Annotated in this window: 15 protein-coding genes and 1 pseudogene; 6 read left to right on the forward strand and 10 right to left on the reverse strand. The window is 67.0% G+C overall.

Annotated features, from left to right (window positions below; all coding sequences use genetic code 11):
• Positions 1–111 (forward strand): annotated as a pseudogene (locus EKL94_RS13345) (IS110 family transposase); the annotation flags it as partial.
• 93 nt (positions 112–204) lie between these two features.
• On the opposite strand, the gene EKL94_RS13350 reads toward EKL94_RS13345, so the two are convergent.
• From EKL94_RS13350 to EKL94_RS13375, 6 genes are all read right to left on the reverse strand, one after another.
• The gene (locus tag EKL94_RS13350) at positions 205–3240 is read right to left on the reverse strand and encodes an autotransporter family protein (protein WP_126929446.1); all 3036 of its coding nucleotides are present in this window, start codon (positions 3238–3240) and stop codon (positions 205–207) included.
• A 299-nt stretch (positions 3241–3539) separates the two neighbouring features.
• Positions 3540–4607 (reverse strand): acyltransferase family protein, encoded by a 1068-nt coding sequence (locus tag EKL94_RS13355; RefSeq protein ID WP_126929447.1) that lies wholly within the window; start codon positions 4605–4607, stop codon positions 3540–3542.
• Positions 4607–5755: an N-acetylglucosamine-6-phosphate deacetylase gene (gene nagA / locus EKL94_RS13360; RefSeq protein ID WP_126929448.1), complete on the reverse strand. Its 1149-nt coding sequence runs from the start codon at positions 5753–5755 to the stop codon at positions 4607–4609. Before nagA ends, EKL94_RS13355 begins: the two co-directional genes overlap by 1 nt.
• Complete coding sequence (locus EKL94_RS13365; RefSeq protein ID WP_126929449.1) at positions 5755–6783, reverse strand: SIS domain-containing protein; 1029 nt, start codon at positions 6781–6783, stop codon at positions 5755–5757. The genes nagA and EKL94_RS13365 overlap by 1 nt, the downstream gene beginning before the upstream one ends.
• Positions 6784–6790: 7 nt before the next feature.
• On the reverse strand, positions 6791–7858 hold the full coding sequence (locus EKL94_RS13370; protein WP_006391719.1) for a LacI family DNA-binding transcriptional regulator: 1068 nt from the start codon (positions 7856–7858) through the stop codon (positions 6791–6793).
• 39 nt (positions 7859–7897) lie between these two features.
• Positions 7898–9184 (reverse strand): sugar MFS transporter, encoded by a 1287-nt coding sequence (locus EKL94_RS13375; RefSeq protein WP_126929450.1) that lies wholly within the window; start codon positions 9182–9184, stop codon positions 7898–7900.
• 376 nt (positions 9185–9560) lie between these two features.
• Here EKL94_RS13375 and EKL94_RS13380 point away from each other — a divergent pair, with 376 nt between their 5' ends.
• The 3 genes from EKL94_RS13380 (at position 9561) to EKL94_RS13390 (ending at position 15901) form a co-directional block, all read left to right on the forward strand.
• Positions 9561–10580, forward strand: a complete 1020-nt coding sequence (locus EKL94_RS13380; protein ID WP_126929451.1) for a glucokinase family protein — start codon at positions 9561–9563, stop codon at positions 10578–10580.
• A 143-nt stretch (positions 10581–10723) separates the two neighbouring features.
• Positions 10724–13432, forward strand: a complete 2709-nt coding sequence (locus tag EKL94_RS13385; protein WP_126929452.1) for a TonB-dependent receptor — start codon at positions 10724–10726, stop codon at positions 13430–13432.
• Positions 13433–13543: 111 nt separating this feature from the next.
• A complete protein-coding gene (locus tag EKL94_RS13390) occupies positions 13544–15901 on the forward strand; it encodes a beta-N-acetylhexosaminidase (RefSeq protein ID WP_126929453.1) in 2358 nt (785 codons plus the stop codon).
• A gap of 117 nt (positions 15902–16018) precedes the next feature.
• Here EKL94_RS13390 and EKL94_RS13395 read toward each other — a convergent pair whose 3' ends face one another.
• Complete coding sequence (locus EKL94_RS13395) at positions 16019–16411, reverse strand: VanZ family protein (RefSeq protein ID WP_126929454.1); 393 nt, start codon at positions 16409–16411, stop codon at positions 16019–16021.
• Positions 16408–17592, reverse strand: coding sequence for a class I SAM-dependent methyltransferase (locus EKL94_RS13400; protein WP_126929455.1), 1185 nt, complete (start codon positions 17590–17592; stop codon positions 16408–16410). Before EKL94_RS13400 ends, EKL94_RS13395 begins: the two co-directional genes overlap by 4 nt.
• Before the next feature lie 59 nt (positions 17593–17651).
• Here EKL94_RS13400 and EKL94_RS13405 point away from each other — a divergent pair, with 59 nt between their 5' ends.
• On the forward strand, positions 17652–18389 hold the full coding sequence (locus EKL94_RS13405; protein ID WP_024957037.1) for a pteridine reductase: 738 nt from the start codon (positions 17652–17654) through the stop codon (positions 18387–18389).
• 58 nt (positions 18390–18447) lie between these two features.
• Here EKL94_RS13405 and folK read toward each other — a convergent pair whose 3' ends face one another.
• On the reverse strand, positions 18448–18933 hold the full coding sequence (gene folK / locus EKL94_RS13410) for a 2-amino-4-hydroxy-6-hydroxymethyldihydropteridine diphosphokinase (RefSeq protein WP_126929456.1): 486 nt from the start codon (positions 18931–18933) through the stop codon (positions 18448–18450).
• A 90-nt stretch (positions 18934–19023) separates the two neighbouring features.
• Between folK and EKL94_RS13415 the strand changes: the two genes are divergently transcribed.
• Positions 19024–19767, forward strand: coding sequence for a proteasome-type protease (locus EKL94_RS13415; protein ID WP_126929457.1), 744 nt, complete (start codon positions 19024–19026; stop codon positions 19765–19767).
• Between the two features lie 75 nt (positions 19768–19842).
• On the opposite strand, the gene EKL94_RS13420 is transcribed toward EKL94_RS13415, so the two are convergent.
• On the reverse strand, positions 19843–21354 hold the full coding sequence (locus tag EKL94_RS13420) for a hybrid sensor histidine kinase/response regulator (protein ID WP_126929458.1): 1512 nt from the start codon (positions 21352–21354) through the stop codon (positions 19843–19845).
• Between the last annotated feature and the right edge of the window lies 1 nt (position 21355).

Raw genomic sequence — 21355 nt, forward strand, 5'->3', positions numbered from 1 at the left:
GTCAACCAGGGCAAGCCGGGCAAGGTGGCTTTAGTCGCGGTAATGCGCAAGATGCTGGTGATCCTCAACGCCCGCAAACGGGATGCGGAGGCCCAGATGGCCTCCGCCTGACAAGACAGTTGCTACAAGATCATGACAGCGGCACGGTTCGTGCCGACCAAGGTCGGCACCCACCAGAGCGAGCCATGACATCCATACCACGCGCTACCAGTCCGCGCGCAGGCCGATGTTGCCTTCGATAATGCGGCGCTTCTCGTTGCGGTCGCCACCCAGTTCACGGGTGTAGTCGGCCACGGCATGCGCACTGATGGTGCGGTTGAAGCGCCCGACCACGCCGACACCGGCTTCGAGTGCACGCGAGCGCTGCGAATTGATGATCGTGCCGTTGTCGAAGCCGATGCGGTCCTCGCCGGAACGGCCATGCCAGTAGTTGAGCTTGAAGTACGGCTGCCAGCCGTTGTCGGCCAGCTGGTAGTCGCCGGCAAGGCGCAGGCCGGCGCGGCCGGTCCAGGCGTTGTCGTTGTCGAAGCGTACGCTCGACACCTCATCGCGGCGGTCGTCCAGCGAGGTGCGTTGCCAGATCACCTGCACCTGCGGTTCCAGCCACCATGCGGACTGACCGAAGTGCAGCAGCGGCTTGCCCGCCTCCACCGACACGCTGGTGCCATCGCCCTTGATCCCGAAGCCGAGCCCGCGCGAGGAACGCACGCGGCCGTCGTAACGGCTCTGCATCGCCACGGCGTCGATGTAGCCACCGCTGCTGTCGGTGAAGGTCCAGTACAGGCCCACGTGCTTGTCCTCCAGGCGGTTCTGGCCTACCTGCACGTTTTCCCAGCCCAGTGCCAGGCCGGTGGTCTTGCCCTGCGCGCGGGTGCGGCCGACGAACACGCCGATCTGGTTGCGGTGGTTGTCAGAAGCAGCAGCCCACACGTCGAGGCCGGCCTGCAGGCCCATCACATCGCCATCGAAGCCGGGCTGCGCATCCCCCTTCCAATGGATCTCGCTGCTCTGCCCCACCAAGCGGCCCCAGGCGGTGCGGAACGCACCCTGGTTGTACAGCAGGCGCTGCTCGCCCTGCCGCTCGTGGAAGGTACCGAGGCTGGCCAGCGAGGTCTCGCGCAGCAGCGGCGGCACCACGGCATAGGTGGCAGTCTCCACGCGGTACAGCGGTACCACTGCGCCCTCGGCGGGGCGTGCGCCCGGCGTCGGAGGCGCACCGGTTCCGGGCAGCGCACCGCCGGCCACCGGCACGTCCGGCACCGCTGGATCACTGGGCGGCGCCACAGGCGCCGGTTCCGGCGGCGGCGGCGGTGGTGCGGTCTCGCCGGCTGTCAGGTCTGGATCGGTGGCGCCTTCGGGCGGCGGCGGCGGTGCCGGGGTGATCGGTGGCGGTGGTGCGACGGGTGGCGTCGGCGGTGGCGGTGGCGGCACGCCATTGATACCGCTTCCGTTTGGCGCCGGTGCCGGGCCGGCCACCAGGGTCGAGCGCAGGTACCAGTTCTCGCTGGTACCGGCACTGACACCACCCTTGAACAGGAAGTACTCGTAGGCGCCGGCCGCGACCGGTGCGAACAGCGAAAACGCGCCCGGCGCGGTGCGGCCACCATTCAAGGCCTGCACCACCAGGATGCCATCGGCCAACGTGGCAGCGCCGCTGCCGCCGGCATTGAGCACGCCGATGCCGGTCGTGCCGGTGGCGGCACCGCCATCGATCACCAGGCGGTCGCTGGTGGAATCATCCGCCCCCAGAACGGTGCGCAGGTACAGGCCACCACCGTCACCGCGGTAGTTGCCACGCACGGTGAACACGTCGCCGGCGCCGGTACCGGTCAGGTCGATGCGCCCGGCATTGACCATCTCCACCAGTGCGCCACTATTGAACGGACGGACGGCATGGCCGCCACTGCCCGCGTAGACGGTGCTGGTGTCATCCACGGTGAGCGTACCGGTGCCGGTTCCGCTGTCACCCAGCACCAGATCACCATCGAAGGTCAGCTCGGTGCTGTTGGCCAGGCTGACCGCCTCCCAGTTCTGGAAACGCCCCACGCCCGCAGCCTTGACGTTGCTGAAGTTGAGCTGGTCGATGCCACTGCCACCGTCGAACAGCGGCACAGCACCGAGGTTGCCCTGGTTGAGGCTGCTGAGGTTGGCCACGTCGTTGTCCGGGCCCATGTCGATCGCGCCGTAGACGATGCCGCCGCCACTCCAGTTGAAGGTGTCGTTGCCGGTACTGAGCAGCACCTGCCCGCGCACGGTGCCATCGGTGATGGTCACGCTGTCGTTGCCGCCACTGACACTGATGTTGCCGCCGATGTAGGCAGTGCCCGAAATGATGATGGTATCGGTGTCGAAGCCGGTCACCACGTTGCCGTCAACCGTACCGCCGGACTGGTCCCACAGGTTCTTGTCCAGCTTCATGTTGACGCGGCCGATGCGGCCAGCGGTCATCCAGGCCTGGTCGCCATCCTCGAACGCGCCGATGATGCGGCCGCCACTCATGCGGAAGGTATCGATGTTGTCGCCCTGCTGCAGCGCGCCGATCGTGCCGCCACTCATGACGAAATCATCGCGACCGCTGCCCTGCACCACCACACCGGTGACGGTGCCGCCGGTGACGGTCATCTGGTCATCGCCACTGCCCTGGTCGACGCTGTCGATCGTGCCGTCACTGAGCAGCAGCACATCGTTTCCATCGCCCTGCAGTACGCCTCCGGTGATGCTGCCGCTCTGCATCTCGAGGCGATCGTTGCCGGCATCGAACTGCACGCCTGTACGGCCACCGATGGTTCCTCGGTTGATCACCACGCTGTTACCGCCGCCGACGAACTGCAGGGCAATGTTGTTGCCGGTGCTGATGCTGCCGGCGTTGTCGACGCGGCTGCCACCCCCAAGCTGCACGGCCACACCGCCCACCGAACTGATCGCGCCCTGGTTTGACAACAGGTGACCACCGGCGCCGACCAGCGCAATGGCCGATCCACCACCACTCTGCTGCAACTGTGCACCGCTGGCGACGTTGACGGTGATGCCGGCCGCACCATTTGCGGTAACGGGAGTGGTCTGCGGATTCGGCGCGTTGGCATCACAGGTGACCGTCTGGCCGGCGGTCGGTACCGGGTTGTTGCAGCCGGCCCAGGCGACGCTGGCGGTCGTCAGAAGCAGGGAGGGAACGGCGAGAGCCTGCAACACGGAAACAGCAAGGCGGCGCGGGCGGAACGCACGCGGAACGGCACGGTACATGGAGCACTCCTGGGCGGGAAATCAGGAACTGCGTATGTGCGGCACTGCGCTTGCAGTCTGCCGTGTGGTGAACCGTTTCGATAGGTGAACTTGCGTGCGGGAAATCACAGTTCAGATGTGAAATCGACCAGCCCTCACGCCGATGTGATGTGGCTGAAATCGTTCATTTCTTCGGCATTCGGGAATCACGCGCAAAGCATCCACGCATGGCCTGGATCTACTGACCCTGCATCGCCAATCGATTCACTCATGGCACCTGGTAGATCCACGCCATGCGTGGATGCCGTTGGCGGATGGGGTCAGATCTTCAGATAGATCCTTCGCCGGTCCAGCCACCACGCCACGCCCCACCACAGCGCGACGAACGCCAGCGCCTGCAGCATCGACGCCAGCTCCGGCGCCTGCGGCATCGCGGTGGCCAGCTGCTGCCAGACCCACCCCCAAACACCGGTAGCCATCAGCACCACCGACATCACCGATGCCCCCAGATACGCGGTGATCGCATTGACCCCGAAGCGCCGGCCGAGTGCCGGCCAACCCTTCTGGTCGATCAGCACGTGGCCCAGCCACAGCGCCAGCGCCGCAAGGCCGCCGGTCCACAGCACGTAGCTGGGCGTCCACAGCTGCTTGTTCAACGGCAGCACCAGGGCCAACAGCAGGCCCAGCACAGCGGTCGCCACACCCAGCCCGGCCAGCGCCCCGGCACGTCCGCTGCGCAGCAGGCCACCGGCCAGCAGGCCAAGCACCGTGCTGGCCAGCGCACCCAGCGTGCTCAACAAGCCTTCCGGATCATGGCCCAGCCCGGTATCGGCGTGCCATTGATAGATCCACGGTGCGAACAGTGCGGTATCCAAACGGCTGGCCGGGTTGGTCCACGGCGCCAGCTCACCGATGCCCAGCAGCAGCACCGTGTACCCCACCAGCAACGTGACCAGCACGCCCGCCTGCACGCGCGGCCGCGCATACACCGCCAGCACACCCACCAGCGCCGCGCATACCGCAATCCGCTGCAGCACGCCCCAGATGCGGAAGTGATGGGTCTCCAGCGCCCACCAGATCAGCAGGTGCAGCAGCGCACCGGCCAGCAGGATGCGCAGCGCGCGCTCCAGCACGCCACGCGCCAGTGCAGGTCGCGCCGCCGCGTCCAGCGCGCGCGGCGCCACGCTGAAGGCCATCGACACGCCGACCAGGAACAGGAAGAACGGGAACACCAGATCGGTCGGCGTGCAGCCGTGCCAGTCCGAATGACGCAGCGGTGCAAACACCGCACTCCAGTCACCCGGGTTGTTGACCAGCAGCATCGCCGCCACGGTGATGCCGCGCAGGGCATCGATCGAGCCCAGCCGGCGTGGCGGCGAACTGTTCATCAGGCGGCCTCGTACTGCCCGGCAATCCAGGTGCCCCGCACCTGCAGGGCATCATCCAGCAGCACCAGGTCGGCCTGGTAACCCTCGGCGATATGGCCCAGGCGGTCGTCGACGTTGAGGAACTGCGCCGGGTAAGTCGAGGCCATGCGTGCGGCTTCGGCCAGCGGCTGGCCGAGCAGCTGCACGGTGTTGCGCACCGCAGTGGCCATGTCCAGCGCCGAGCCGGCCAGCGAACCGGCAGCATTGCGCACCACGCCGTCGATGGCGGTGATGGTTTCGCCATACAGCACGTAACTGGGATCGTCGGCGCCAACCGGCGGCATCGCATCGGTCACCAGCAGCAGGCGACCGCGCGGCTTGGCTGCCAGCGCCACGCGCAGGCTGGCCGGGTGCACATGCACGCCATCGACAATGATGCCGATCCAGCTGTCGCGGTCTTCCAGCGCAGCGCCCACCGCACCGGGCTCACGCCCCTGCAACGGCGACATCGCGTTGTACAGGTGGGTGAAGCCACGCACGCCAGCATCCAGGCCGGCACGAATCTCTTCGTACGTGCCAGCGGTGTGGCCAGCAGCAACGATCACGCCACGTTCGACCAGCGCGCGGATGGTTTCCAGCGGCACGCGCTCCGGTGCCAGTGTCAGCAGGGTCACGCCGTTGTCCAGCGAGGCGGCCAGCGCGATTTCTTCTTCGTCCGGCACGCGGAACTTGCTGGGATCGTGGGTGCCCTTGCGCGCCGGCGCGATGTACGGGCCTTCCAGGTGGATGCCGATCACGCCGGGCACGCCCTGCGCGATCGCTTCGCGCATCGCAGCGATTGCTTCGCGCATCACGCCTATGTCGTCGCTGATCAGCGTTGGCAGCATCGCGGTGGTGCCGAAGCGGCGGTGCGCCTGCGCGATGGTGCGCAGCGAGGCGACATCGGGCGTGTTGTTGAACAGCGCGCCGCCGCCACCATTGACCTGCACATCGATGAAACCGGGCAGCAGCCAGCTACCGCCCAGATCAACCTGCTCGGCGGCCTGGCCCAGCTGCGGCGCTGCATCGGGCAGCAGCGCGCTGATGCGGCCGTGCTCGATCACCACCGCCAGATCGTCGCGGAACTCGTCGCCTGCCAGGATGCGGGCATTGCGCAGGACCGTGGCCATCACACCGTCTCCGTGACCTTGTTCAGGTGCGGCGGCAGATCCGGGTTGAAGCCACGACGCAGCGCCAGCGCGTTGATCGCGCGGTAGAAGCTCTGCACGGTCAGCAGTGGTGCGCACAGCGGATGCGGCGCGGCCGCTACCGGCAGGTTGCCACCGGCACCGGCCATCCACACCTGTGCACCGCGCGCGGTGAATTCCTCGACGACGGCACGGGTGCCGGCGCCGGTTTCATCAGGTTGGGCAAAGGCCAGCACCGGGAAACCGCGGTCGACCAGCGCCATCGGGCCATGCTTCACTTCAGCCGAGCTGTAGGCTTCGGCATGCAGGCTGCAGGTTTCCTTGAACTTCAGTGCGGCCTCTTGGGCCGCGCCCAGGCCCAGGCCACGGCCGAGCACGAACAGGTTGGTCGCCTCGACCAGGCCCTCGGTCACCGGCGTCCAGTCGCATTGCCAGGCTTCGCGCATCGCATCCGGCAGCAGGTCCAGTGCGGCGCGAAGGCTGCTGTCCTGCTTCCAGTACGCAGCCAGCTGCAGCAGCGCAGCCAACGAGGCCAGGTAGCTCTTGGTAGCCGCCACGCTCTTTTCGGCGCCGGCATGCAGCGGAATGACCGTGTCGGCCAGCTGCGCCAGCGGCGAATCCTCGACGTTGACCAGCGCGATCACGCGCGCACCGGCTGCCTTGGCAGCTTCCGCGTTGCGCAGCAGGTCCGGGCTCTTGCCCGACTGCGAAATGACGATGAACAGCGCACCGCGCAGCTGCAGCGGTGCGGCATAGACCGAACCCACCGACGGCGAGGCCGATGCGACCACCAGGCCCAGCTGGGTTTCCAGCAGGTACTTGCCATAGGTGGCGGCATGGTCGGAGCTGCCGCGTGCGCAGGTGACCACGAACGGGGGCGGCGCCGCGCGCAGGCTGGCGGCCAGGGATTCCATGGTGGCGTGGTTGCGCGAGAACTGGCGGGCAACCACGTCAGCCGCTTCAGCGGCCTCGGCGAACATCAGGGTGGAAGTGGGGTCTGACAGCGACATGGCAGGCTCAGGCAGGATCGGAAGGAAGGGGGCGTGCGCCGGCCGGGCGCATCGGCGCGGTCGAGCCGCGCACCACCAGCTGCGGCACGAAGCCCTGGTTGTGCAGCGGTGCCGGCGCATCGTCGTAGGCGTCGCTGCGCAGCTGCGCGATCAGCAGGCGCGCGGCGTGGCGGGCGATGTCCTCGGTGGCCTGCTTGGCGGTGGTCAGCGGCGGCCACGACTGGCGCGAGAACGGGCTGTCCTCGAAACCGGCGATGGACAGGTCGTACGGCACGTTCATGCCGGCCGACTTGGCAGCGGCCAGCACACCGGCGGCGATTTCGTCGTTGGAACCGAAGATGGCAGTGGGCGGCTCGCGCAGCGCCAGCAGGCGGCGCGCACCACGGAAACCATCGTCGAAGGTGTAGTCACCCTGCACCACCAGGTGCTTGTCCACGGTCATGCCGTAGTCCTTCAGCGCGGCTTCGTAACCGGCATAGCGCTCGCCCGAGGAACGGTGCGAGATGCCGCCCCAGAGGAAGCCGATGCGCTGGTGACCCAGCTGGATCAGGTGCTCGGTGATCTCATAGGCCGCTTCGCGATCGTCGACGAATACGCAGGCGCCATCGGCCGGGTCTTCGGTGGCGGCGATGATGCGCACCAGCTTGATGCCGCGCGCGGTCAACGCCTGGATCAGGTCGCGGCGCTCGGACATCGGTGCGGTCAGCACCAGCCCGGCCAGCCGCGAACGCTGCACCCAGTCGGCCAGCTCATCGGCCAACAGCGGCGAGCTGGAGTCGCAGGGATGGATCTGCAGGCCGAAACCGGTCTCGCGGCATGCGGCCAGCACGCCGTTCTGCACACCGATGATGTGGTACGGGTTCGGGTTGTCGTAGACCAGCCCGATCACGAAGGTGGTGCCGCTGCGCAGGTTGCGCGCGGACGGATCGGGCTCGTAATCGAGTTCGGCGATGGCACGCAGCACCCGCGCACGGGTGGCCTGCATCACCGAGGGCTCGTTGTTGATCACCCGCGAGACTGTCTTCAGCGAGACCTTGGCCTTCTCCGCAACGTCCTTGATGGTCGCTCTGCGCATGGGTTTTCCCTGGGGTTGGCTGCCGTCCATCATCGCCGATCAGCGCTCCTGCGGCAGGCCGGCGCGGTGGCCGACCACCGAATAGAACAGGATGTACAGGTAGCAGGGCACCATCAGCAGCACGAACACCAGCTGGAAGTCGATGTGCTGCTTGAGCACGGCGAACAGCTGCGGAATGATCGCGCCACCGGCAATGCCCATCACCAGCAGCGCCGAGCCGGTCTCGGTGAAGCGGCCCAGGCCGCGGATCGCCAGCGGGAAGATCGCCGGCCACATCATGGCGTTGGCGAAGCCCAGCAGGGCCACGAAGGCCACCGATACGTAGCCGTGGGTGGCCCAGGCGCCGAGGCAGAACACCACGCCCAGCACCGCCGAAATGGTCAGGTAGCGCGACTGCGAGACCACCTTGGGAATCAGCAACAGGCCGACCACATAGCCGACCAGCATCGCGCCCAGCGTGAGCGAGGTGAACATCTTGGTCTGGTCCAGCGGCAGGTCGAAACCATGGCCGTAGGTACCGATCGCATCACCGGCCATCACCTCCACGCCCACGTAGACGAACAGGCACAGCACGCCCAGCCACAGATGCGGGAACTGGAAGATGCTGCGACGTTCGGCGGCACCGGCCGCAACCGGCGTGGCATTGGCTTCGGACGACTTGATTTCCGGTAGTGGCGAGAACAGCACCGCCACCGCCAGCACCACCAGCAGCGCAGCCATCGCCAGGTACGGGGTGTGGATCTTGGCGGCAAACTCGTTCAGCAGCGCGGCCTTTGTGACCGCATCTGCCGCCTGCACCTGCGCATCGAGGTCACCGATGCCATGCAGCACCAGCGTGCCGATCAGCACCGGCGCCAGCATGCCGGCGATCTTGTTGCAGATGCCCATCAGCGCGATGCGGCGTGCCGCCGTCTCGATCGGGCCGAGGATGGAGATGTAGGGGTTGATCGCGGTCTGCAGCAGGGCCAGGCCGCTGCCGATCACGAACAGGCCGCCAAGCGCGCCCGGATACCAGCGCTGGGTGGCAAATTCACCGAACAACGCGGCACCACCGGCCATCACCAGCAGGCTCAGGCTCAGACCCTTCTTCATGCCGGTGCGGCGCAGGATCCACGATGCCGGCAAGGCCAGGAAGAAGTAGGACAGGTAGAACACCATCAGCACCAGGAAGGCGCCGACCTCGCTGAGTTCGAAGGCGAGCTTGACGAAGGTGATCAGCGGGCCGTTGAGCCAGGTGAAGAAGCCGATCAGGAAGAACAACACGCCAACGATGGCGATCGAGGTGGCCACGTTCGGGCGCGCGCTTGCAGCGGGGACGGCGGACATCAGGAGGGCTCCTGCGGCGACGGCCGCAGAACGCGGCGTCGGAGAGTGGCTGGGAACAACGTTGTCACATTCTTTCGATGGACAGCCGCGGTTTGTCAACTTCCACGCGCAGCCCTGTGAACCTCGTGCTGCACTGCGCAACCCGATCGCAACGCATCGTGCTGAATGCGCCGGAGGCCTTGGCCCATGTGCGGCAACGGTTCCCACGTGAAACCCACGCTCACGCCATGTAAACGTTTACTGCATGTCGCATTCGTTGCGATGCAGCAACGAAAGTGTCACGAACTCGTTGACATCGTTGTCAGCGGGGTTACAGACTCCGCCCCAATCGCCGCCCCCGATCCCGGGGCCGGCCCCACCTGCAGCAGGAGCCCGCGTGACCGCCAGCCACCCCGCCCCGGCCCATGTCCTGTCCCGAGTCGCGCCGACGTTCCTGGCCGCCGACGTCGGTGGCACCCATGTGCGCGTGGCCCGGGTCCAGGCCAGCGGTGATGCCGCCCATCCGGTGCAGGTGCTGGAGTACCGCAAATACCGCAACGCCGACCATGCCGGCCTCAGCGCGATCCTGTCCGACTTCCTCGGCGAAGGCCCGCGGCCCACGCATTGCGTGGTCGCCAGTGCCGGCTACGCCCGCGAGGACGGCACGGTGATCACCGCCAACCTGCCGTGGCCGCTGTCGGCGCGCCAGGTGGAAGCCGACGTCGGCCTGCAGCGGGTCTACATCGTCAACGACTTTGAAGCCGTGGCCTATGCCGCCGCGCAGGTTGACGCGAGTGGCGTGCTGCACCTGTGCGGACCGGAAACCGCCGCCCGCGGCCCGACCCTGGTGGTCGGCCCCGGTACCGGCCTCGGCGCCGCGCTGTGGATCCCCTCCGCGCACGGCCCGGTGGTGCTCCCGACCGAAGCCGGCCAACCGACCCTGGCGGCCAGCACCGAACTGGAAATGGCCATCGTCCGCCACATGCAGCGCGACCGCGCGCACGTGTCGATCGAACACGCGATCTCCGGCCCGGGGCTGATGAACCTGTATCGCGCGGTGTGCGCACTGCAGGGTCAGGCGCCGACGCTGGCCAGCCCGGATGCGGTGACCGCCGCGGCCATGGCCGATAGCGATGCACATGCGCGCCAAGCGCTGGATGTGTTCTGCGGCCTGCTCGGCAGCACCATCGGCGACATGGCGCTGTTCTACGGCGCCCACGGTGGCGTCTACCTGGCCGGCGGCATCCTGCCGCAGATCCGTGAATACCTGCACGCCAGCACGTTCGTCGAACGCTACCTGCAGAAGGGGCCGATGGGCGAAGCGCTGGCACGCATCCCGGTGAAGGTCGTCGAGCACGGCCAGCTGGGCGTGGTCGGCGCTGCCAGCTGGTACCTGCAGCAGCAGTCGGCCGCCTGACACCGCAACAGGCTTCAACGCAATCGCAGCACGCAGTACGTGGCACGCCAACGCACGGGACTTCGCCGCCGCCCCGCGCATGTCATCGCAACCGTAATCGAACACCGCCGCCGGCATCCAATCGAGTGATGAGGAGAGACATCATGAACACCCGCAAGACCCTGCTTTCGGCCGCCATCGTCAGCTGCCTCGCCTTCAGCGCGCACGCGCAGCAGGCCACCCAGACCGCCACCGACCTGGATACCGTGCAGGTCACCGGCATCCGTGGTTCGATGGAAAAGTCGCTGGATACCAAGCGCGAAGCCAATGCGCGCGTGGAAGTGGTCACCGCTGAAGACGTGGGCAAGCTGCCCGCGCACAACGTCGCCGATACCCTGCAGCGCCTGCCGGGCGTGAACATCAGCTCGTCCAGCGCCGACGAAGGCGGCTTCGACGAAGCCGACCGTGTCAGCCTGCGCGGCACCAGCCCGAGCCTGACCCAGACCCTGATCAACGGCCACACCGTCGGTTCGGCCGACTGGTTCGTGCTCAGCCAGGGCAACAACGTCGGCCGCAGCGTCAGCTACTCGCTGCTGCCGTCGGAACTGGTGCGCTCGGTGGAAGTGAACAAGTCCTCGCAGGCCAAGCTGCAGGACGGTGGGACCACCGGTACCGTCAACATTCTTACCCGCAAGCCGCTGGAATTCTCCAAGCAGTTCACCGCGGAAGGCTCGGTCGGCATGGTGCGTTCGGACCAGGCCAAGTCGAACGACCCGCAGCTGTCGGCGCTGTTCAACTACAAGAACGATGAAGGCAACTTCGGCGTGATGGTGCAGGCCTTCAGCCAGAAGCGCGAGCTGCGCCGCGAGGCGCAGGAAGTACCCGGCGGCTTCTTCCAGATCGATCCCAACGGCACCGTTGCCAAGTCCAACCCGGACCTGGCGGGCGTGTACGCCCCCGGCCTGCTCGGTTCGACCTTGTTTGAACAGACCCGCGAGCGCAAGGGCGGCCTGATCTCGCTGCAGTTCAAGCCGTTGGACAATCTGACCCTGGGCCTGGAAGGCTTCAGCTCGGAACTGAAGGCGAACAACTACAACCGCAACTTCATGCTGTGGGGCGGCCGCATCCTCAACGACCGCACCGTTGAAGATGCCAATGGCAACAAGATCCTGATCCCCGGCCAGGCACCGAACCCTGGCTACGTGGTCAAGGATGGCGTGTTGACCAACGCCACGTTCTCCGGCCAGGCAGATCGCGATTACGCGGTCTACGACATGATCTACCGCGAATCGAAGGCCAAGACCAACTACATCACCTTCGACGCCGATTGGCAGATCAGCGACAACCTGGGCATGAAGTTCCAGGCCGGCAATACCAAGGGCACCGGCGATACGCCGCGCCAGTACATTGCCGAGGTCAATCTGGCCCGCGGTGGCGGCGCCAACTGGTCGACCCATGGCAACGGCTCGCCGATCGACTGGAACGTCGGTGGCAACATCGGTCCGGGCGGCGTGACCGACTTCGGCACCTGGGGCAACCAGCAGGTCACCGCGATCGACAAGGAAAAGTGGGCCACGCTCGATTTCAACCAGTACTTCGCCGATGCCGGCGTACTGAACTCGATCGATTTCGGCGCCCGCTTCGGCGACCACAAGCGCGAGGCCAAGTCGCCGGAAGGCGCAACCCCGGGCGCGATCTGGAATGCGCTGAAGAACGGCGCGACCGCCAACTTCCCCGGTGGCTTCGCCAACGGCATCGGTGGCAGCTTCCCGCGCGACCTGTGGTACTTCACCCCGGGTGCACTGAAGGATGCGGTGACCAACAACTCCACCTGGCTGTCCGGCAATGACGGCCCGACCGGCCGCCACAACTACGGCGCCGAATGGAAGGTGTCGGAGAAGAACTTCGCTGCCTACGTGCAGGGCAATTTCAGCGGCGACCGCTGGAGCGGCAACGTCGGCCTGCGCTACGTCAACATCAAGCAGGACATCGATACCTACGCGGCCGCCACCGGTTCGACCGTGCCGGACGTGAGCAGCCTGTTCGGTGCCTGGACCCGCCAGGCCTTCGAGAACAAGCACAACCGTGTGCTGCCGAGCGCCAACTTCAAGTACGACCTGCGTGACGATCTGGTGCTGCGCGTGGCCGCGTCGCAGACGCAGACTCTGCCGGACTTCTCGGCCCTGGGCGCTTCATCCTACGGTTCGGACCTGAACCGTACCGGCGGCGGCGGCAATCCGAAGCTGAAGCCGGTGGTGTCGACCAACTTCGACGCCAACCTGGAGTGGTACTTCATGCCGCGCGGCATGCTGTCGATCGGTGCCTACTCGATGCGCCTGAAGGACTACGTGGCCTTCAGCACCGAGAAGGAAATGCTGTTCAGCGAGCTGACCAACCGGCTCGAGGAGTACAACATTTCCCGGCCGAGGAACGCCGACGGCAAGGTACGCGGCATCGAAGTGGCCTATGAGCAGCCGATCGGCGAGTACTTCGGCGTCAACGCCAACTACACCTACGCCGATGGCAGCACCGAACACACCTGGGCCGACGGCAGCGACAACCTGCTGGGCACTTCGAAGAACACCTACAACGTGGGTGCCTACTTCGAGAACGACACCTTCGGTGCACGCGTCAGCTACACGCGCCGGTCGTCGTTCCTGATCGGCCTGTCCGGTGCCAACCCGTACTACCAGGATGACTTCGGCACCCTGTCGGCATCGCTGAGCTACAAGGCCACCGACTGGCTGAGCATCAGCTTCGATGCGCTGAACCTCAACAACCCGACCTACAAGTACTACCAGACCGCGGCCATCCCGACCTCGTTCTACAGCAACGGTCGCCAGTACTACCTCAACTTCCGCTTCAAGTACTGATCCAGCGGCGGCAACATCGCCGAGTCGTGCACGCACGCCGGGCCTGGGTCATTCCGGGCCCGGCGTTTTTCATGTATAGCGTTCATCGCACCGTTCCAAGGAGTCGTTCCGATGGTCAAGCCTTTCCGCGCCCGGATGCGCAGCGCAGTGCTGCTGGGCAGCCTGCTCGCCATGCTGCCGGCGATGCCGGCACTTGCCGCCGATCCCACGCCGGCCGCTGAAGCACCCGGTCCGCAGCTGCGCGCCGGCAGCCTGATGCTGATTCCCGCCCCCACCCATGTGCAGGCCGGCCAGGGCAGCGGCATCACCGTACGTGCCGATACCGTGCTGCAGGCCGAAGGTGAGGCTGCGCAACGGGTCGCCACCCAGTTCGCCGATCTGCTGGCCCGCAGCGGCGGACCGCGCCTTGCACTGGCCAAGGGCAAGGTGCCCTCCCGCAGTGGCGGCATCCGTTTCCAGATCGTGCCGACCTTCCGCGACAGCGGTGAGGGCTACACGCTGGAAAGCACCGCACAAGGCGTGCTGGTGCAGGCTGGCAACGAAACCGGCCTGTTCTACGGCGCCACCACGCTTGCCCAGCTGGCCACGGGTGGCAGCAACGGCGTACTGCCGGCGGTGCAGATCCAGGACGCGCCACGCTTCAGCTGGCGTGGCTTCATGCTCGATTCGGCGCGGCATTTCCAGAGCCTGGACGAGATCAAGCGTGTGCTCGACGCAATGGCCGCGCACAAGCTCAACACCTTCCATTGGCACCTGACCGATGACCAGGGCTGGCGCATGGAGATCAAGCGCTATCCGAAGCTGACCGAGGTGGGCAGCTGCCGCCTGCCGGCCGGCGACGGTGGCATCGATCCTGTCAGCGGCCAGGAGCACCCGTACTGCGGCTTCTACACGCAGGAGCAGATCCGCGAGGTGATCGCCTATGCCGCCGCGCTGCATATCCAGGTGATTCCTGAAATCGACGTGCCCGGCCATGCCACCGCTGCGATTGCCGCGTACCCGGAACTGGGTTCGATCAACACCCCGCTGAAGCCGATCAGCGAATGGGGCGTGTTCCCGAACCTGTTCAACGTGGAAGACAGCACCGTCACCTTCCTCGAGAACGTGCTGGAGGAAGTGATCGAACTGTTCCCGGCCAAGTACGTGCACGTGGGCGGCGACGAGGCGGTCAAGGACCAGTGGGAAGCCTCGAAGCAGGTGCAGCAGCGCATGCGTGCGCTGGGCATCAAGGATGAAATGGCCATGCAGAGCCACATCATCAAGCGCCTGGAGACCTTCCTTGAGGAGCACGACCGGCGCCTGATCGGCTGGGACGAAATCCTCGAAGGCGGCCTGCCGCCGCAGGCCACGGTGATGTCCTGGCAGGGCACCGAAGGCGGCCTGGCCGCCGCCAGTGCCGGGCATGACGTGATCATGTCGCCGGTGGGTTACCTGTACCTGGACTACCTGCAGACGGCCTCGCCGAACGAGCCGCCCGGCCGCCCGACCCAGGTCAACCTCGGCAAGCTCTACAACTTCGAGCCGGTGCCGGCCGAGCTGGCCGCCGACAAGCGCGGGCACATCCTCGGCCTGCAGGCCAACATGTTCACCGAGCACACGCGCAGCTACGCACGCCTGCAGCACAACCTGTTCCCGCGCCTGGCTGCGGTGGCCGAGACCGGCTGGAGCACGCCGGAACATCGCGACTTCCGCGACTTCCTCGCGCGCCTGCCGGCACAGCTGCAGCGTTACCGTGCCTGGGGCCTGGCCTACGCGCAGACCCCGTTCGAAGTGGGCGTGGACTACACCGACAGCCGCGCGACCGACACGGTGACCGTGTCGCTGGCCAATCCTCTGGGCTATGAAGTGCGCTACAGCACCGATGGCCAGCCGGTGACCGCGCAGTCGCCGCTGTACCAGCAGCCGCTGACCGGAAAGCTGCCAACCACCGTGCAGGCTGCCGCGTTCTATCAGGGCCAGATGCTGGCGGCGCAACCGACCATCGCCACCTTCACCGCACAGTCGCTGCTCAGCCGCCGTAGCGATGAGCTGCTCAGCTGCGTGGGCAAGAAGGGTCTGGTGCTGCGCCTGGAAGACGATGGCCCGCGCGAGGGAACGCGTGCGGTGTTCAACGTGGACATCTTCCAGCCGTGCTGGCGCTGGCCGCAGGCGCAGCTGGACGGTATCGGCAGCGTGGAAGTGCGTGCGGGGCGTATTCCGTACTACTTCCAGCTGGCCCACGACGAGCCCAAGCGTCGCTTCGGGAAGGCCAAGCGCGCGCACGGCGAGATGCAGGTGCGCCGCGGCGACTGCAGCGGCAAAGTGGTGGCTGAGGTACCGCTGCCGGCCAAGCCCGGTGCCGATGGCTTCGTGACACTGCGTGCAGCGCTGCCGAAGGGTACCCAGGGCACCGGTGACCTGTGCATCAACTTCACCGGCGACACGCGCCCGGCGATGTGGGTGCTGGATGAGGTCACGCTGGGGAAATGACGGCAGGTTTGTCCTGGTGGGTGCCGACCTTGGTCGGCAACTCGGGCAGTTCATCCACGCATGGCGTGGATCTACTAATTCCATCCAGGGTGGGTGCCAACCTTGGTTGGCACGCCTTTACCCGCGCCAGCGCAGCAGCAGGTCGCGCAGCGGGGTCAGTGCGGTGGCCATGCCGGCCAGCACGCCGATCGTGTTGGCGATGGCATCCATCGGGTCGGCCATGCGGTTGCTGGTCAGCGCGCCCTGCGCGAACTCGATGCCGATGCCCATCAGCACCAGGCCCACGCCCACCCACAGCAGCGGGCGGCCCCGACGGAACAGCTGCACCGCGCTGCCGGCCAGGATGAAATAGGCGAGGAAGTGTTCGCCCTTGTCGCTGTTTTCCGGCAACGGAATCGGCGGCGGTGGGATCAGGCAGACCACGATCACCAGCAGTACTGCCGTCGCCCACAGCGCAGCCCACAACCGGGGCCGCCGCAGCGGCTTGATCACCGGCAACGCGTGGCTCACAGGCGCCAGCTCAGGTCACCCAGCTCGAAGGCCGGTTCGAAGTCGACGCCACGCTGCAGACCGATGGCCTGGAAGCGCTCGCCCATCTCGGTCGGCAGGGTCAGCTTCTTCACCTGGTCGCGCAGCTGGATGCGGCCGACCTCGTCGGTACGTTCCTCGGCCAGCAGCAGCACCTGGTCCAGGCCATTACCGAGCAGGAAGCTGGCCTGGCTGCAGTAGCCAGCCAGCTCGAAACCGCCGTGCATGCCGGCCTCGGCCATCGCGGTGAAATCCACCGACGCGGTGATGTCCTGCAGGCCCGGCCAGCGGTGCACGTCGTTGTGCACATGGTGGCGGTAGAACGCACGCACGGTGCCATCGTCGCGGTCGTGCTGGTAGAACTCGCCGCGGTTGTAACCGTAATCGACGAACAGCAGCGCACCGCGCTGCAGCCCACCGGCCACCGCCTGCAGCCAGTACGGCAGTTGCGGCAGCACCTCGGAGCGGTAGCCCTCGGCGAAGGGCTTTTCCAGGTAGCGTTCGATGTGGCGCACCGCACCGTTGAGCAGGATGTCGGCCGGCTGCGCACCACGGATGAAGTTGCCTTCGGCATCTAGCTCGACGGTTTCCTCGTAGACCTCGCCGTCCCGGATCAGGAAGCGTGGGGTCGGCAGCGCATCGATCACCTCGTTGGCGAACACCACGCCTTCCCACTCCTCGTCGAACGGGCGGTCGACCCAGTCCACGCGCGCGGCCAGCTCGGCCGGCAGGTTCTGCTGCAGGCGCTGCTGCTGGCGCTCGCGCAGGTCGGCGCTGGGCTCAAGGATCGCGTAGTGCGACGGCAGTGCGTCGAGCTCGGCCAGGCGCAGCAGCACCGCCTCGGCGAAGGCGCCGGTGCCACCGCCCAGCTCCAGCATCCGCGCCTGCGCACCCAGCTGGGCGAACACCGGCGCCAGCGCATTGGCTACGCTGCCGGCGAACAGGCTGCCGAGCTCGGGCGCAGTGGTGAAGTCGCCGCTGCCACCGAATTTGCTGGCGCCGGCGCTGTAATAGCCCCAGCCGGGGGTATACAGGCACAGTTCCATGAAGCGCGAGAACGGCATCGCCCCGCCCTGCGCAAGGATTTCGGCGCGCAGGGCGGCGGCCAGCTGGTCGCTGTGGGCCAGGGCATCGGCTTCGGGCAGGGGGAAGGTGGGCTGCATGGCGTCTTCGAATGCGGTGACAATGGTGCACAGGATAGCCGAGCCTTGGAGGACCCTCGATGAGCGACACCCACCCCGTGGTCCTGATCACCGGCAGCGCGCGCCGGATCGGTGCGGCCATCGCCCGCCAGTTCCACGCCTGTGGCTGGTCGGTGGTGCTGCACGCCAATACCTCCAGCGCCGAGCTGCAGCAGGCCGCGTTCGATTTCGACAACGTGCGCCCCGGCAGCGTGCTGGCCCTGCAGGCCGACCTGCGTGACGCCGACGCCCTGGCCGACCTGGTGGAACAGGCCGTCACCCACTTCGGGCGACTGGACGCGCTGGTCAACAACGCCTCCAACTTCTTCCCCACCCCGCTCGGCCAGGTCACCGCCGAAGCAATGGACGAGCTGTATGCGGTCAACGCGCGCGCGCCACTGCTGCTGTCACAGGCGGCGGCGCCCTACCTGCGCCGCCAGCAGGGCTGCATCGTCAACCTGACCGACCTGCACGGCACCGACCCGATGCGCGACCATATCGCCTACACCATGGCCAAGGCCGCGCTGGAGATGGCCACCCGCTCACTGGCGCTGGAGCTGGCGCCGAAGGTGCGGGTTAATGCAGTAGCACCGGGTGCGATCCTGTGGCCGGAACAGGGCAAGGACGATTTCGCCCGCGAGGCGCTGCTGGCACGCACGCCGCTGGCGCGGATCGGCACAGTCGAGGAGATCGCCGAAGCGGTCTACTGGCTGGTGGCCGAGGCCAGCTTCGTCACCGGCCACACCCTGCGCGTGGATGGTGGGCGCACGGTCAGCTGAAATGTTGCCGGCCAGCGGCCGGCGCGAGCGGTAGTGCCAGCCGCTGGCCGGCAACCCTTCATTCCAGGTCCACCACCTCGAACGCCTCGCCAAACTGCGTGTGCGCGCGCCACAGCGTCGCCAGGTCCAACCCGCTGATCGGGTCGATGAAGTCCGGCGCGATGTCGGCCAGCGGCTTCAGCACGAAGGCATGCTTCAGCTCCGGGCGCGGGATGCGCAGATGGCCGGGGCCTTCCACCACCAGGTCGCCATAGAACACCACGTCGATGTCCAGGGTCCGGTCGGAGAAGCGCGGCCCGCTGCGGTCGCGGCCGTGCGCGTCTTCCAGCGCATGCAGCCAGTCGTCCAGTTCCTGCAGCGGAAGATCGGTCTCGATCGCCACCGCATTGTTGAGGAAGGCCGGACCCTCGAAGCCGACCGCGGCAGTACGGTAGGCCGGTGACACCTGCAGCGCGCCGAAGCGCTCGCGCAGGGCCGTCACCGCGGCGTGGAGGTAGCGGCGGGGCTGGACGTTGCTGCCCAGGCTCAGGAGCACGGTGGTCATGCGTTCAGGTGACGGCACTTGGGGGGCGTGGACATGCCGTCGTCACGGCGGCGTGCCTACAATCCGGGACGCACATGATAGGGCACCGACATGACCTATTGCGTTGGAATCGAGGTGGACGAAGGCCTGGTCTTCGCTGCCGACACCCGGACCAATGCCTCGCTGGACGATGTGCGCGTGCACCGCAAGCTGCACGTGTTCGAGTACCCCGGCCAGGCAGCCTACGTGCTGATGGCGGCTGGCAACCTGGCCACCACCCAGCTGCTGGTGTCGCGCCTGGGGCGCGATGCCGGCGAAGGGCGCACGCCCAACCTGCGCGACATGACCCATCTGTTCGAAGCCGCCGAGTACGTCGGCCAACTGCTGGTGGACAGCCAGGTGCACAGCAGCCACAGCGAACACGGCCATGACGGGGTCAACACCCAGGCCACGCTGATCTTCGGCGGCCAGATCGCCGGCGAGCGGCCCGGGCTGTACATGATCTACCCGCTCGGCAACGCCATCGCCGCTTCGCCGGAAACGCCCTACCTGCAGATCGGTGAGTCCAAGTACGGCAAGCCGATCCTCGACCGCATCCTCAGCCCGGCCACACACCTGGAGGACGCCGCGCGCACGGCGATCGTCTCGCTGGACTCCACAATCCGTTCCAACCTGTCGGTGGGCCTGCCGATCGACCTGGCGCTGCTGCGCGACGGCGAGCTGCGCATTGGCCAGCAGCTGCGGCTGGGCGCGGATTCGGCGTTGTATGCCGACATCCATCAGAACTGGTCGCGGCGGCTGGAACAGGCGGTGGACGCCCTGCCGCGGTTCCCCTGGGAAACCCTGGACCGGTAGTGCCGGCCGCTGGCCGGCAACCGCATTGATCCCACCACACAGGGATGCCGGCCAGCGGCCGGCACTACCGTGGCATCAGCCCAGCGCCTCGGCCACCGCGCGGAAGACCTGCTGCATCTGCAGCGGCTTGTGCAGCACATGCACCTCCACACCGGCCGGGAACGCGTCGGCCGCGACCGGCACCGCAGGGTCCTCCAGCACCAGCGCCGGACCGCGGTAGCCAAGCGTAGCCATCTCGCCCAGCAGCTGGCTGGCCGGCAGCAGCTTGGAGCCGGCATCGGCAATCACCAGTGCCGGCATCGCCTCCTGCTGCATCCAGCGCAACGCCGCCGGGCCATCGGAGGCCAGCTGCAGCTGGTAACCCTGGCTGGACAACGCGTTGCCGAGCAGCGAAAGGCGCGTGGCTTCGCCATCGACCACCAGGATCGACTGGCCGCTGCCCAGCGCCACCAGCTGTTCGATCGGCTCGCTGCCGTCGATGGCGTCGTGCATCGGCAGGCGCAGTTCGAAGCAGGTGCCCTGCCCCGGCTGGCTGCTGACGTGGATGCTGCCGCCGGCGCCTTCAACGATGCGCTTGCAGGAAATCAGCCCCAGGCCGGTACCATCGGCCTTGGTGGTGAAGAACGGATTGAACAGGTGCGACAACGTATCCGCATCCATGCCGATGCCTTCGTCGGCGACCCGGATATGCATCCAGTCCACGCCATCGCGCTGGCCGGCATGGCTGGCAGTCAGGCTCAGGCGGCCGCCATTGGGCATCGCCTGGATTGCGTTGAGCGCCAGGTTCAGCATCACCTGCTGCAGTTCGGTGTAATTGGCGTCGACCACCAGGCCTTCGTCCTGCACCTGCAATTCCAGGCGCACCGCATCGGGCACGTTGCTGCGCAACAGCAGCGCCACCGCATCGAACAGGCCATTGATCTCGATGCGCTCGCTCGGCTTGCGCGAGCCGCGCACGAACGACAGCATCGATTCGGCCATCTCGTGGCCACGGCGGCCGCACTCGGCGATGACATCGGCCAGATGGTGCAGCTGCGGATCTTCGGTACGTGCCTTCAGCAGGTCCGGCATGATCAGCAGCGGCTGCAGGATGTTGCGCAGGTCGTGGCTGAGGCCGGCGGCGAGCAGCGACAGGCTTTCCAGGCGCTGCGCGCGCATCAGTTCGGTTTCCACCCGTGCGCGCTCTATGGCGCTGCGGGCATCGCGGATCGCACGCGCCACCGCCGACGGCAGGCGCGCCGGCAGGTGCTTGATGATGTAATCGTTGGCGCCCTTCTGCAGCGCCGCCACCGCGTTCTCCTCACCCATGGTGCCGGAGACGAAGATGAAGGGCACTTCCGGTGAGGTCTCGCGCACGATGCGCAGCGCGTCGTCACCGGAGAACCCCGGCATGCTCAGGTCGGACAGCACGATGTCCGGCTGGAACGCGACCAGCGCCTGGCGTAGTTCAGCCTCGCTCTCGACACGCTCGAAGCGGGCCTCCAGGCCCGCGTCGAGCATCTGTTCGGACATCAGCTCGGCATCTTCCGGTGAGTCTTCCACCAGCAGGATGCGCAGCGCCCCCAGGGCGGGACCGGTCAGGGGCATG

Origin of the sequence: Stenotrophomonas maltophilia, from assembly GCF_003970865.1 — a bacterium.
In the GTDB taxonomy this organism is placed as follows: Bacteria; Pseudomonadota; Gammaproteobacteria; order Xanthomonadales; family Xanthomonadaceae; genus Stenotrophomonas; species Stenotrophomonas maltophilia_AR.

Bases quoted from the DNA above. Each gene is read 5' to 3' on its own strand.
- EKL94_RS13355 (WP_126929447.1), bottom strand. From the start codon at position 4,607: ATGAACAGTTCGCCGCCACGCCGGCTGGGCTCGATCGATGCCCTGCGC.
- EKL94_RS13370 (WP_006391719.1), bottom strand. From the start codon at position 7,858: ATGCGCAGAGCGACCATCAAGGACGTTGCGGAGAAGGCCAAGGTCTCG.
- EKL94_RS13415 (WP_126929457.1), top strand. From the start codon at position 19,024: ATGACCTATTGCGTTGGAATCGAGGTGGACGAAGGCCTGGTCTTCGCT.
- nagA (WP_126929448.1), bottom strand. From the start codon at position 5,755: ATGGCCACGGTCCTGCGCAATGCCCGCATCCTGGCAGGCGACGAGTTC.
- EKL94_RS13420 (WP_126929458.1), bottom strand. From the start codon at position 21,354: ATGCCCCTGACCGGTCCCGCCCTGGGGGCGCTGCGCATCCTGCTGGTG.
- EKL94_RS13390 (WP_126929453.1), top strand. From the start codon at position 13,544: ATGGTCAAGCCTTTCCGCGCCCGGATGCGCAGCGCAGTGCTGCTGGGC.
- EKL94_RS13385 (WP_126929452.1), top strand. From the start codon at position 10,724: ATGAACACCCGCAAGACCCTGCTTTCGGCCGCCATCGTCAGCTGCCTC.
- EKL94_RS13405 (WP_024957037.1), top strand. From the start codon at position 17,652: ATGAGCGACACCCACCCCGTGGTCCTGATCACCGGCAGCGCGCGCCGG.
- EKL94_RS13375 (WP_126929450.1), bottom strand. From the start codon at position 9,184: ATGTCCGCCGTCCCCGCTGCAAGCGCGCGCCCGAACGTGGCCACCTCG.
- EKL94_RS13400 (WP_126929455.1), bottom strand. From the start codon at position 17,592: ATGCAGCCCACCTTCCCCCTGCCCGAAGCCGATGCCCTGGCCCACAGC.
- EKL94_RS13350 (WP_126929446.1), bottom strand. From the start codon at position 3,240: ATGTACCGTGCCGTTCCGCGTGCGTTCCGCCCGCGCCGCCTTGCTGTT.
- EKL94_RS13365 (WP_126929449.1), bottom strand. From the start codon at position 6,783: ATGTCGCTGTCAGACCCCACTTCCACCCTGATGTTCGCCGAGGCCGCT.
- folK (WP_126929456.1), bottom strand. From the start codon at position 18,933: ATGACCACCGTGCTCCTGAGCCTGGGCAGCAACGTCCAGCCCCGCCGC.